Annotated in this window: 11 protein-coding genes; 1 reads left to right on the top strand and 10 read right to left on the bottom strand. The window is 51.2% G+C overall.

The features are described from left to right. Window positions 1-711 precede the first annotated feature (711 nt). The 9 genes from F6I03_RS05915 to hpt form a co-directional block, all read right to left on the bottom strand. Window positions 712-1,500, bottom strand: coding sequence for an L-threonylcarbamoyladenylate synthase (locus tag F6I03_RS05915; protein WP_141737815.1), 789 nt, complete (start codon window positions 1,498-1,500; stop codon window positions 712-714). Between the two features lie 21 nt (window positions 1,501-1,521). Continuing rightward, a complete protein-coding gene (leuD, locus tag F6I03_RS05910; RefSeq protein ID WP_070430035.1) occupies window positions 1,522-2,118 on the bottom strand; it encodes a 3-isopropylmalate dehydratase small subunit in 597 nt (198 codons plus the stop codon). After that, window positions 2,105-3,511, bottom strand: a complete 1,407-nt coding sequence (leuC, locus tag F6I03_RS05905) for a 3-isopropylmalate dehydratase large subunit (RefSeq protein ID WP_070626163.1) — start codon at window positions 3,509-3,511, stop codon at window positions 2,105-2,107. The genes leuD and leuC overlap by 14 nt, the downstream gene beginning before the upstream one ends. Before the next feature lie 3 nt (window positions 3,512-3,514). Continuing rightward, window positions 3,515-4,570, bottom strand: coding sequence for a 3-isopropylmalate dehydrogenase (leuB, locus tag F6I03_RS05900; RefSeq protein ID WP_070430037.1), 1,056 nt, complete (start codon window positions 4,568-4,570; stop codon window positions 3,515-3,517). Window positions 4,571-4,573: 3 nt separating this feature from the next. After that, entirely contained in the window at window positions 4,574-6,106 is a 1,533-nt protein-coding gene (locus tag F6I03_RS05895) for a 2-isopropylmalate synthase (RefSeq protein ID WP_150983087.1), read from the bottom strand. A gap of 705 nt (window positions 6,107-6,811) precedes the next feature. Beyond that, the gene (locus tag F6I03_RS05890) at window positions 6,812-7,669 is read right to left on the bottom strand and encodes an NAD(P)-dependent oxidoreductase (RefSeq protein ID WP_070430039.1); all 858 of its coding nucleotides are present in this window, start codon (window positions 7,667-7,669) and stop codon (window positions 6,812-6,814) included. Beyond that, on the bottom strand, window positions 7,666-8,217 hold the full coding sequence (locus F6I03_RS05885) for a GNAT family N-acetyltransferase (protein ID WP_070430040.1): 552 nt from the start codon (window positions 8,215-8,217) through the stop codon (window positions 7,666-7,668). Before F6I03_RS05885 ends, F6I03_RS05890 begins: the two co-directional genes overlap by 4 nt. A 108-nt stretch (window positions 8,218-8,325) precedes the next feature. Further along, on the bottom strand, window positions 8,326-9,030 hold the full coding sequence (locus F6I03_RS05880) for a DUF937 domain-containing protein (RefSeq protein WP_150983086.1): 705 nt from the start codon (window positions 9,028-9,030) through the stop codon (window positions 8,326-8,328). Window positions 9,031-9,868: 838 nt separating this feature from the next. Beyond that, window positions 9,869-10,405: a hypoxanthine phosphoribosyltransferase gene (hpt, locus tag F6I03_RS05875; RefSeq protein WP_070430042.1), complete on the bottom strand. Its 537-nt coding sequence runs from the start codon at window positions 10,403-10,405 to the stop codon at window positions 9,869-9,871. Between the two features lie 171 nt (window positions 10,406-10,576). Between hpt and F6I03_RS05870 the strand changes: the two genes are divergently transcribed. Further along, complete coding sequence (locus F6I03_RS05870; RefSeq protein ID WP_070430043.1) at window positions 10,577-10,900, top strand: nucleotide pyrophosphohydrolase; 324 nt, start codon at window positions 10,577-10,579, stop codon at window positions 10,898-10,900. A 141-nt stretch (window positions 10,901-11,041) separates the two neighbouring features. Here F6I03_RS05870 and F6I03_RS05865 read toward each other — a convergent pair whose 3' ends face one another. Continuing rightward, complete coding sequence (locus F6I03_RS05865) at window positions 11,042-11,926, bottom strand: mechanosensitive ion channel family protein (protein ID WP_070430044.1); 885 nt, start codon at window positions 11,924-11,926, stop codon at window positions 11,042-11,044. Window positions 11,927-12,020: the final 94 nt, after the last annotated feature.

Raw genomic sequence — 12,020 nt, 5'->3', positions numbered from 1 at the left:
GGGCGGCGACTTGCTAAGTAAGCTTCCGTTAGCAAGTTAGGGCTGTGCGACTTGCTAATAGAGCTCTTGTTAGAAAGTTGGGACTGTGCGACTTGCTAAGTAGCCCCTCGTTAGCAAGTTCGAGCGCGAATATCAAGACATTTTAAAAGCAGAGCACACACTCAGCATGGACAATTAAAAAAGCTGGAGCTTAACCCCAGCTTTGTTTTCAAAATAAGAACTTATCGGCTTAGTTGGGTTCGGTCGCGCAGCTTCCTTGTCACTTCACAAGTCGCCGCCGCAGTCTTTTAGACTGCTTTGGTGACTTGCTCCAGTGAAAGGAAGCTCCCGCGCGCCCTCACACCCTTCCTAGTTGGGTTCAGGCTAGCAGAAATAGCTCCTCTTCACAAAGATCCGCCGAAGACTTGCAGTCTTCTCTGGCTCTTTGCTCCAGAGGTCTATTTCTCCCGCTAGCCTTCACACCCTGTCTAGTCGGGTTCAACTTGGCAGACTCGGAGTGATTTCACAAGTCAGAAACGAGCGACTGCTTCGCTCTTATTCTGACTTGCTCCAATCATCCGAGTCTAACCGCCAAGTCTCACACCCTTCCTAGTCGGGTTCGCAAGAGCAGAAAGGGAGTGACTTCAGCAAAAGGGAACGACCGGCTAGAGCCGGCCTTATCCCTTTTGCCTCCAGTCATCCCTTTCTAAGCGCTCTTGCTCACACCCTTTTTTAATAATAATGTCCGTGGCGGTAGTCCCAGCTGTTGAAGTGGTCGGCTAAGATTTGGAGGATGCGGTCGTTGTAGACGCCTTTGCGGATGAGGATTGGGGCTGGGGTGACGTCACGTTCGCCATGTTGTTCTGGCACGAGTTCACCGGATTCGTCTTCAACGAAGGAGACCATCACGCCTTGTTCATAGCGGGTGTTTTCATCCTTGTTCGGTTGGATGGACGCCACGTAGTCATCGGCTTCGATGATCAGGTCAGCTTCTTGTTCAATTTCTTCGCCGATGCCTTCAACCACGCCGCGGTTCCCTTTACCTGAAGGGTTGGCAGAGGAAGCGAACATCAAACGGCCTTCACGTTCCCAGAGTTCATGGGCGATTTGTTCACCAGGGACACCGAAGCGGATAACGAAGCAGCTGGTCCCACGTACGTCGGTGGCTAATTCTTCAGCCCCGTCCTGTGGCATGTATTTAGCCTTAGCTTCTTCTTGCCAAGGGAGGATGCAGCCCATCAAGATGTCTTCATCCCAGCATTGTTGGTAGAAGGCTTCGATTTCAGGGGTCATCTTAGCCAAGCTCTTCAATTGTTCCATAGACCCACAGAGGGTAACGCCTGGTTTGTTCCGTTTCCGATGTTTGACGGCGAATTTACGTTCCAAGCCTTCCTTGTCGCTGGTCCCGATAATATAGCCCACCTTGGTTGGGGAAACAATCATGCCACCCTCACCCAAAAGAATATCAACAGCTTCCTGGTTCGTTTGGCCATCCCAATGTACTTTCTTTGTCTCTGTCATAGTAATCCTTCTTTCTATTAGTTAAACGTCGTATTTATGGTCGTTTGCAGCCTCATAGGTGGCAATAGCGTCTTCGTGTTTCAGGGTTTCGGTAATGTCGTCCAGACCTTGGAGGAACTTGTCCTTGATTTGTTCATCAATTTCAAAAGGTTTGTCCCCTAAAGGTGAATGAATGACTTGGGCTTCCAGGTCCACTTCAATAGCTGTCTCAGGGTCGAGCTCAGCCAGGCCTTGGCGGTAGGCATCGTCTTCAATGACCACCGGCAGGAGGGAGTTCTTGGTGCAGTTCATATAGAAGATATCCGAGAAACTCCCAGCAATGACGACCTTGAAGCCGTACTGGCTGAGGCCCCAAACCGCGTGTTCACGCGAGGATCCACAGCCAAAGTTATCGCCAGCTACGAGGATGCTGGCTCCTTCATATTCCTCTTGGTTGAGGATAAAAGCCGGGTTCTCTGTCATTTCTTTATCCAGATAGCGCTGTTCAAAGAAGATGAAGTCCTCGTAACCAAACTTGGAAATCCGTTTGATAAAGGCTTTCGGCATGATCTGGTCGGTATCAATATTATCTTTCATCATCGGCACGACACGGCCGGTGTGCTGTCTAATAGGCTCCATCGGGCACCTCGATTTCTGCAGGTTCAATCTGGCGAACGTCAACGATCTTACCCGCAACAGCCGAAGCTGCTACGGTTGCGGGACTGGCCAAATGGGTTCTAGCATTCTGCCCCATCCGGTGCTCATAGTTCCGGTTAGTCGTCGACAGAACATGCTCATAGGCTGGGTAGCTGTCCGGGTTCATGCCCAGGCAGGCGGAACATCCAGGTTCGCGCCATTCCAAGCCCGCATCGATAAAGATCTTGTCAATCCCCAACTTCTCTGCGGCATGCTTGACCCGCTTGGATCCGGGCACCACAATACCTGAAATATTATCGGCTACCTTATGGCCCTTGAGGTATTTGGCAGCTTCCACCAGGTCAGCCAGACGGGAATTGGTACACGACCCGATGAAGATATGTTGGAGCGGGACATCTTGGTGGTACATGCCAGGTTTCTCATCCATATAGGCATAGGCCCGCTTATAGTCCGCATTCCCATTGCTTTCAGGATAGGGCTCATCGATGGCCACGCCCATCTCAGGGTTGGTCCCCCAGGTCACATAAGGCTTGAGGTCCGACACATCGAGGGAGATATAGGCGTCATATTGGGCATCGGGATCAGTCTTCAGTTCCTTCCAGTCCGCAATGGCTGCTTCCATATTTTCGGGAGCTTCGGGCCGGCCTGTCACCCAATCGAAGGTGGTTTGGTCAGGGGCAATCATGCCCATCTTGGCGCCGAATTCAATACTCATATTACAGATGGTCATCCGGGACTCCATGGTCAGGTTCTCAATGGTTTCCCCAAAATATTCCACCGCATAACCCGTCCCGAAGCCTGACCCATAGCTGGCAATTAATTTCAAAATAATATCTTTAGCATAGGTGCCATGGGGCAGCTTCCCGGTGATTTCAACCCCCATTTTCTTGGGCTTGGTCTGCCAGATACTCTGGGTGGCAAGGACGTGTTCGACTTCTGAAGACCCGATCCCGAAAGCCAGGGCACCAAAAGCCCCGTGGGTTGCCGTGTGGGAGTCCCCGCAGACAATGGTCCGACCGGGTTGGCTGGCTCCCAGTTCCGGTCCAATCATGTGAACAATCCCCTGGCCGTCTGACCCGATATCGTTCAGTTCAATCCCGAAGTCCTCGCAGTTCTTGCGCAGGGCTTCGATCTGCTGGCGGCTGATTTCATCTTGAATATTAAAGACATCCTTGGTTGGCACATTGTGGTCGATGGTTGCGATGATCCGGTCCGGCCGTCTAACGGGCCGCCCCTGTTCACGCAAGGACTCAAAACCTTGAGGCGTGGTCACCTCGTGAATCAAGTGCAAGTCCACGTAGAGGAGTTGGGAGCCGCCTTCTTCGCCGGCTAGGACGTGGCGGTCCCAAACTTTATCAAAGAGTGTTTTTCCCATTTTTTATTTAGCTCCTTTCATCAAGTCTAACAAGGCTTGGGTAAAGGCTGTCGTGCTGGCTTCACCCCCTAAATCCTTGGTTTTTATTCCTTTGGCCATTAAGTCTTCAGCACATGCTTCCACAAAGTCAGCTGCTTCATTGTAGCCAAAGCTCTGTCTGAGCATCATCGTCACACTGAGGATCATGGACATGGGGTTGGCAATATTTTGGCCCGCAATATCAGGTGCTGAGCCGTGGATGGGTTCATAGAGCGAGGGGCCAACTGTCCCGTGGCTAGCCGAAGCTTGCATGCCCAGAGATCCCGAGAGAACCGAGGCTTCGTCGGATAAGATATCGCCGAAGAGGTTCTCAGTTAAGATCACATCGAAGGCCTGGGGTTGGGTGACAATCTTCATGGCTGCCGCATCGACATAGAGATGGTTGACCGTCACCTCTGGATAGTCATCCTTGATGGCTTCCACCGTATGCCGCCATAAGCGGCTGGAGGCCAGGACATTTGCCTTGTCTACACTGGTTAAGTGCTTGCGCCGGCTCTGGGCCAGTTCGAAAGCCTTGCGGGCAATCCGCTCCACTTCCTCGCGGCGGTAAGGCATGAGGTCAGAAGCATAGTCTGTCCCCTCCACCTTGTCCCCGAAGTAGGCCCCGCCGGTTAATTCTCTAACAACCACGAAGTCTGCTCCCCTCACCCGGTCGGCCTTGAGGGGCGAGAGGTCCGCTAGGGAAGCCCCCACCTTGACTGGCCGGTAGTTGGCAAAGAGGCCCAAGTCCTTACGCATAGCTAAGAGTCCCGCTTCAGGAGTCACCTCGCAGTTTTCGTACTGGGGGGCCCCGATTGCCCCTAAGAGGATGGCATCCGCTTGGTGGAGGGCTTCCTGGGTGGCCTTGGGATAAGGGTGGCCGCTGGCATCAATCCCGGCCCCACCAAAGGGTTGAGGGTCCAGGTCAAAGTGGTAGCCGTAGCGGTCAGCCACTGCATCCAGAACGGCCAAGCCGCTGGCCATAATCTCTTCACCGATCCCGTCCCCAGCGAGGACGACAATTTTTTTCGTATCCGTCATGGGCTAGGCCTCCTTTGTTGCTTGGTCAGCCTTCAATTTGCCGCAAGCTTGGACATAGGCCATGGCAGAGGCTGTGACCACATCGTAGTCAATCCCGCTCCCGTTGTATTGGGTGCCGTTTTCGTCGGCTACCGCCACATGGACTTCAGCCTGGGCATCGATCCCACCAGTCAAGGCTTCCAAGCGGTAGTCGGTCAAGTGGGAATTAGCCTGCATGATATCGTCCACGGTATTGAAGATCGCTTCGATTGGGCCCTTGCCCATCCCTTGGCCTGTGACGATTTCGGCATCTTCCTTGTTCTCCTTAATTTGGATCACAGTCGATGGAATACCATTAGTCCCCGTCATCAATTGGAGGCTAACTAACTTGTAGTCGGCCGCTTGTTCGTCTTCATGGCCGAGCACCAGGTAGCGGATATCTTCATTCGATACCTGTTTCTTCTTATCAGCCAAGACCTTGAACTTAGCGAAGGCCGACTTGATATCTTCTTCGGATAAGTCGAAGCCCAAGTCCTCTAGGCGCTTGCTGAAGGCATGGCGGCCGGAGAGTTTACCCAGTGGCAAGGCATTGGTTTGAACGCCCACCATTTGAGGGGTAATGATTTCATAAGTTGAAGCATTCTTGAGGACCCCATCTTGATGGATGCCCGATTCATGGGCGAAGGCATTGTCCCCAATAATCGGCTTGTTCCGTGGCACAGGCATCCCGGACAAGTGGGAAACCAGGTCAGACAAGCGTTTGGTTTGTTCAAGGTTAATATGGGTGGTGCATTGGTAGTGGTCTTCCCGGATTCTCAAGGACGTAGCCACTTCTTCTAAGGCCGTATTCCCTGCCCGTTCACCGATCCCATTGATGGTGCCTTCCACCCGGGTGGCCCCGTTCTCAATGGCAGCCAAAGCGTTGGCCGTTGCCATGCCTAGGTCATTGTGGCAGTGGCAGGAGAACATGACCTCATTGAATTTAGGACAAGCTTTTTGTAAGTGCTGGAAGATTTGGGCCATTTCCTTGGGGTTGGTGTAACCGGTAGTATCCGGGATATTAATAATGGTTGCCCCGGCTTCAATGGCGCAGTTGACCGCTTCAGCTAGGAAGTCCAGCTCCGTCCGCGTCGCATCTTCGGGTGAGAATTGCACGCTATCGAAGTATTGCTTGGCATAGCGGACATGGTGGTCAATGTTCTCTAAGACCTCTTCCTTGGTCATCTTCAACTTGAACTCGCGGTGGATAGGGCTCGTGGCAAGGAAGACGTGGATCGAAGGGGACTTGGCATTCACTAAAGCATCACGGACCGCCTCAATATCCTTCTCCCGACAGCGGGCTAGACCAACTGTGGTGGTGGTCTCTAAGCTATCGGCAATTGCCTTCACCGCTTCGAAGTCTCCAGGACTCGAAATCGGGAAGCCGGCTTCAATGGCATCAATGCCCCATTCTTCTAATTGTTTAGCGATACGAACTTTCTCCTGGGTATTGAAGTTCACGCCAGGCGTCTGTTCCCCATCACGGAGAGTTGTATCAAAAAAATCAATCTGTTTCATTCGTCTCTTCCTTTCCACATTTTTGGAATTCATCACTTCAAAAGAAAAGGCACCTTGTTACGGAACAAGGTGCCTGCCACCTGCTCCCTTTGTTGTACGCAAATAGGACGCAGATGTTAGTTTAAGAACCACATATGCGCCTGCTAGCATAATAATAAGAGAGCAAGATGACGGAAATCGTTACAACAAGGATAGTTGCTGGTCATTGGCATGTTATTTTGCGAAGTCATAAAGTCCATTTCTCTTACTCCCTTTCTGTGATTTCTTAATTCATGTTTTAATCTTAATCTAATCTGATCGAATTGTCAAACTATTTCGCCGGAAAAATTAAGTTTTTTTGAAATGATTTTAATCTTTATTTTATAATAGCTCTAATCAGCATCCCTTTCGCTTTTGAACTTGGGCCTGGAAGGGAAAATTTAGGCACGGCTCAGCCTAATAAATGCATGGCAGGCTGCATGCGATAAAGATTAAAGTTGAAAATATAGAATAATGACAAAAAAGGCTGAGGCAAAAGCTCAACCTTTCACTTCTGTTAGACTTGTCGGGTACTTGGTATGCCTTTCTAACCGCGCGCCCTCACACCCTGAAGTCGGGTTCGGTCGCGCAGAAGTGGCTCCTCTTCGCAAAGATCCGTCGAAGACTTGCAGTCTTCTCTGGATTTTTGCTCCAGAGGTCCAATTCTAACCGCGCGCCCTCACACCCTTATTCCCAAAGTTTGATTAAAGCCTGGGTGCCGGCGTCTTGATAGCCTTTGTCGGCTAGGCGTTGGTAGAAGTCATAGGCCATCTGGCAGGCGGGAAGGTCGATGCCCATGCGGTCGGCTTCGGCGAGGGCAATGCCAAGGTCCTTGATGAAGTGTTTGACGAAGAAGCCAGGCGTGTAATCGCCCTTGAGGATCCGTGGGCCATAGGAGGTCAGGGAGAAGTTGCCTGCTGCCCCAGAGGACAGGGTATCAATGACTTGCTGGACATCCAGTCCGGCTGTCTTCGCATAGACGAGGGTTTCCATAACTCCCAGCATGGTCGAAGCAATCATAATCTGGTTGGCCATCTTGGCATGCTGGCCGGCTCCCGCCTGGCCGAAGTACTGGACAGCCGCGCAGAAAGTATCGAGGACCGGACGGATGGTCTCAGCAGCGGCCTGGTCTCCGGCCAAAAGACAAGTCAAGCGGCCCTCGCGCGCCCCGACATCGCCACCCGTCACGGGCCCGTCCAGAACCTGGATGCCCTTGTCTTGACCAAATTGAGCTAATTCTTGGGCCAGGCCCGGGGTTGACGTGGTCATATCCACAAAGATCTGGCCCTCATGCGCTCCCGCAAAAAGCCCCTGGTCACCGAGATAGACATCACGCACATCATCCGGGTAACCCACAATGCTTAAGACCAGGTCCACTTGACCAGCTAGGGCTTGGGGCGAGTCGCACCAGTGGGCCCCAGCAGCGACAAGGTCATCCGCCTTGGCCTTGGTCCGGTTGTAGACAAAGAGGTCATAGCCTCCGTCGAGGACATGTCGAGCCATGGACCGGCCCATCACACCTAAACCAATAAATCCAACTTTCATTTGTCATCTTCCTCCTTCTCTTGACCAAGCACGAGTGGACGCTTGAGGAGCCAATCGCACTGGACCGTCTCCCCCATCACAAAAGCGTGCTCGGAAAACCGTTCAAAACCATACTTCTTGTAGAAGGCTTGGGCTTTAAGATTATGCTCCCAAACTCCCAGCCAAATATAAGGGCAATCCCACTCTTCTGCCTTGCTTAAGGCAAAGTCCATAAGCACAGAACCGAGCCCATGCCCTTGCTGTCCCGGGCGGATATAGAGGCGTTCGATTTCTAGCCAGTTTCGGGGCTGGACTTCCGACTGCTGGTCTTTTTGGTTGAGCTTGAGATAGCCCAAGACCTCGGGCCCCTCCTTTAAATAATAAAAGTGAGAATCCTCTTCGGCTAATTCCTGACCCAGACGTTCAGGAGCGTAGGCCGAGTCTAAATAGGCCAACATATCCGCCTCTGAACAGGTCCCCTCAAAGGTCGCCAGATAACACAGCCGGCTCAGCTCGGACAAGCCTGCGGCGTCGTCAAGAGGCACCGCTTCAATCTTTAATTCGGCCATCCATCTCCCCCTCTCTAAAGCATCTACCTAGTCTTATTGTGGCAGATTATGCTTTGAAAATAAAGAAAAAGCAGACGATAGGGCCTGCTTTTTCGGATAAGGATTATTTTACTTCGTTAACTTATCGAACAAACCACCCAAGAGGCCACCGTCCTCTTCCTCTGATGGCTTCGCTTGCTTATCCTGGCCGCCTTCATCAACCGTCACATTGTCGATGACCTTGCCCAAGAGGCTGTCATCTTCTGTCTGGTTCTCATCCACCGTGACAGCATCGAGAACGCGCTCCAGGAGGCTGCCCCCTTCCTGCCGGGCCTGGCCTTCAACTTCACGCGAGGCGCGGTCGGCTTCCTGGCCCATGTCTTCAGCCGATACATTATTGGATTTCCGGCGGTGGGCCAAGTACATCAGAACCATTGGCGCTAGAACCACCAGTGTCCGTTTCACCGAAGCAGTGTCCATATTCAAGGCCTGGGCGATCTTATCAATGATCCCTTCTTTTTCATTCTGGTCCTTGAAGACATGGTTGAGGATCTTGTCCCCATCTTCATGGTCCACCTGCTCAACTGCTTGGTCGATCGAGTCGAACTGGTCAGCCTTATCGTGGTCATTGAGGGCCTGGTTGAGGGAATCCACCCCCGACTTATCCTGACTGTTGCGGTTAATCGCCTTCATAATCATCGGAAGGCCCAGGGTCATAATCTTGCCAAAGTCCCCTGACGACACATTAGCTTGCTTGGCCAAGGAATCATTGGATTGGTCCCCCTGACCCGTCAACATTCCCAGTAAACCGCCTGCCTGATCAAATAAACCCATTGCACACACGTCCCTTCTTTTTTCTTTTATTATAGTCCAAAAAAACAGCGCTACCAAACAAAAAGCACCAGGGTGTGAGAGGATGCGGGGTTAAGGTTGAATAGCGATGAGCATCCATTTCGCCTTTGAATGTGACCATTAAATATTTAGAGGTTCGAGGACGGTTGGCCGTCTCGTACTTTATCCGTATGTCGCTTTGCTCCTACGGCTAAAGCAGCATCGGCTCGAGCCAAGGTCTCTCGCCTAGCGAGCTTCAAACGTATAGTACGGCTGACGCCTACTATACGTAATTCACATCGCTTGCTAGTTCATGGCTAATGGTCACATCCAAAGCTCCATTCCTGCTCAGAACTGTATCACCAAAATAATATGATTGACCTGTTAATAAAAAAATATTAAGCTTCTGGCTAAAATTCGCTTGCATTATTAGCTGACAGTTTGGAAAAACAAAAGATCAAATGATTTCACCTAGACTGAGAGTTGTAGAATTATATCAAAAATGCCAAGTCGAACCCGACTATAGGGTGTGAGCAAAGGCGTTTAGAAAGGGATGACTGGAGGTAAAAGGGATAAGAGCGGCTTTCAGCCGATCGTTCCACTTTGCTGAAGTCACTCCCTTTCTGCCTTTGCGAACCCGACTTCAGGGTGTGAGGACGCGCGGTTAGCTTCCTTTCACTGGAGCAAGTCACCAGAGCAGTCTGCAAGACTGCGGCGGAGACTTGTGAAGTGACAAGGAAGCTGCGCGACCGAACCCGACTATAGGGTGCGAAGACTCGCGAGAGAAATAAACTTTTAACGCAAAAAAAAGCACCAGGCCACTCACCCGGTGCTAACATTTTTAGCTATAAACTTCTTCCTTGAGGACAGCGATCTGAGGGTAGTTGCGCAATTGGCCCTTGAAGTCCAGGCCGTAGCCGACCACAAACTTATCCGGAATTTCAAAGCCGATCCAGTCCGCTTCGAAGGCCTTGGTCCGGCGAGCAGGCTTGTCCAAGAGGGCCACGGTCTTAATGGAGGCAGCCTGGCGACTTTCTAAGACCTGGTAGAGATAGGTTAGGGTCCGCCCGGTATCGATAATGTCCTCAACAAAGATCACATGGCGGTCCTTAACCGGCTGGGAGAGGTCTTTTACAATCTTGACCTCCCCGCTCGATTCGAAGCCATCCCCATAACTCGACACATCCATAAAATCAATCTCTAGGAGGATATCCATGGCCTTCATGAGGTCTGCCATAAAGGGCATGCCCCCCTTGAGGACACAGACCAAGAGCGGGTTCTTATCCCGGTAGTCCTTTGCAATTTCACCCGCTAATTCCTTAATCCGAACCTGCAAGTCTTCCTCAGAAACTAAAATTTCTTCCATTAATTCATCCATGATTTGACACTCCCACTCCTTCAAATTGCTGCGCTGCCTTATTCAAAAGGCTTGAGTACCCCTATTCTACCAGTAATGCTAAGGACTTGGCAATTGCCTGCCTAAAAATAGGGCCTCACTTTTCCCGGCTGAGGAAATTGCATATAATAGAAGAAAGAAAGGATGATTTCAATGACTCTAATTGACCAAATCAACGCTTTCCGTGATGCGCGGGACTGGCGGCAGTTCCACAATGAGAAGGACCTGGCCCTGTCCTTGGTGCTCGAAGCGAGTGAACTCCTGGAAATCTATCAATGGAAGAGTGCGGAGGAAGGCAATCAAAACATCGAGGCCATCAAAGATGAACTCGCCGATGTCCTCATCTACGCCCTCATGCTGGCGGACAACCTGGACCTCGACGTTAACGAGCTCATCCCCCGCAAGCTCGCCAAAAATGCCATCAAATACCCCATCGACAAGAGCCGGGGGCAGAATAAAAAGTACACGGACTTATAATGTGGATCTTCCGGAGGCCCAAGGCACCATTGAGGCCGGCGAGTGTGGGTTGCCGCCCCTGGCCTCCCCATTGGAAAAAGCCGGCTACTGCCGGCTTCTTTGTCTTCCAATGATTCAGACCTGAACGACTTTTGTCGCACTCTATTCTTCAAATTTAACAACTTGCATGCTGGTGACTTGGATGCCCCGGCTGCGGAGGTCGAAGTAGAGGGCATTCTGCATGATCATCTTATTGACGGCAATCTTATCATAGGGGGTGAAGAATTGAATATAGACATTCATGGACCGGTTACCGTATTCGATCCGGATTTGGGGCTTGGTTGAGGCCTCCAAGCCGTCCATCTTGCGTTTGAAGAGGGCCAATTCTTCTTCGGTGCACTGTTCGAGGAAGCCCTCGTACTTCTCATAGGCCACCTTGGCGGTAATTTTCTTCACCTTTTCCAAATCTTGGCCGTAATCAATGGGCACCATGACATCGACCACCACATAGGGGCTATCGTGGTTGTAGTTGTAGATAGCATGTTCGAAGATCCAGCGGTTGGGGACCGAGATATAGCGGCCGGTGTGGGTGCGCGCCTTGGTCATGGTCCCCACTTCGGCCAGGTTAATCTGGAGGAAGTCCAGGTCGACCACCTCCCCCGAGACCCCATTGATATCAATGACGCTGCCCACTTCCAGGGGCGAGCGCAAGATAATATAGAGATAGGCTACCAGGTCCACAATCACATCCCGGGAGGCCAGGGTCAGGAAGGCCAAGATAATCAGGATAATAATGCCCAAGAGCTTGGCCTGGGAGAACCAGAGGCTAAGAATGAAAATAAAGGCCAGTAAAACAATCACTATCCGGCTAAAACGACTAATTCGCTGAACTAAATTCTCACTATCTACCAGCTTGGGCAAGGCCCACTTGAGGCCTTTCATCAAGGCAAAGGCGAGGAGAATAGCGGCGAGTGAATAAAGGGCCTTTTCAATAAAGAGTTCAGAATCGAGTTGGTCACTGTTGAGGTATTCCAGGAAATGGTTCATAAGCTCCTCCTTTGATGGCTTGTTCACTTACACCTATCTTAGCATAGCTTGGCCTTCTTTTTTTAGCGAAAAGTCTAGAATTAATAAGAAAATT

It is taken from the genome of Aerococcus sanguinicola (assembly GCF_008726925.1).
Lineage (GTDB): Bacteria > Bacillota > Bacilli > Lactobacillales > Aerococcaceae > Aerococcus.
The sequence above is the reverse complement of the archived record's forward strand: the minus strand, read 5'-3'. Positions and strand labels throughout refer to the sequence as shown.

Excerpts from the sequence above, each read along its gene's own strand:
- F6I03_RS05915 (WP_141737815.1), bottom strand. The coding sequence starts at position 1,500 with ATGACAGAGACAAAGAAAGTACATTGGGATGGCCAAACGAACCAGGAA.
- leuD (WP_070430035.1), bottom strand. The coding sequence starts at position 2,118 with ATGGAGCCTATTAGACAGCACACCGGCCGTGTCGTGCCGATGATGAAA.
- leuC (WP_070626163.1), bottom strand. The coding sequence starts at position 3,511 with ATGGGAAAAACACTCTTTGATAAAGTTTGGGACCGCCACGTCCTAGCC.
- leuB (WP_070430037.1), bottom strand. The coding sequence starts at position 4,570 with ATGACGGATACGAAAAAAATTGTCGTCCTCGCTGGGGACGGGATCGGT.
- F6I03_RS05895 (WP_150983087.1), bottom strand. The coding sequence starts at position 6,106 with ATGAAACAGATTGATTTTTTTGATACAACTCTCCGTGATGGGGAACAG.
- F6I03_RS05890 (WP_070430039.1), bottom strand. The coding sequence starts at position 7,669 with ATGAAAGTTGGATTTATTGGTTTAGGTGTGATGGGCCGGTCCATGGCT.
- F6I03_RS05885 (WP_070430040.1), bottom strand. The coding sequence starts at position 8,217 with ATGGCCGAATTAAAGATTGAAGCGGTGCCTCTTGACGACGCCGCAGGC.
- F6I03_RS05880 (WP_150983086.1), bottom strand. The coding sequence starts at position 9,030 with ATGGGTTTATTTGATCAGGCAGGCGGTTTACTGGGAATGTTGACGGGT.
- hpt (WP_070430042.1), bottom strand. The coding sequence starts at position 10,405 with ATGGATGAATTAATGGAAGAAATTTTAGTTTCTGAGGAAGACTTGCAG.
- F6I03_RS05870 (WP_070430043.1), top strand. The coding sequence starts at position 10,577 with ATGACTCTAATTGACCAAATCAACGCTTTCCGTGATGCGCGGGACTGG.
- F6I03_RS05865 (WP_070430044.1), bottom strand. The coding sequence starts at position 11,926 with ATGAACCATTTCCTGGAATACCTCAACAGTGACCAACTCGATTCTGAA.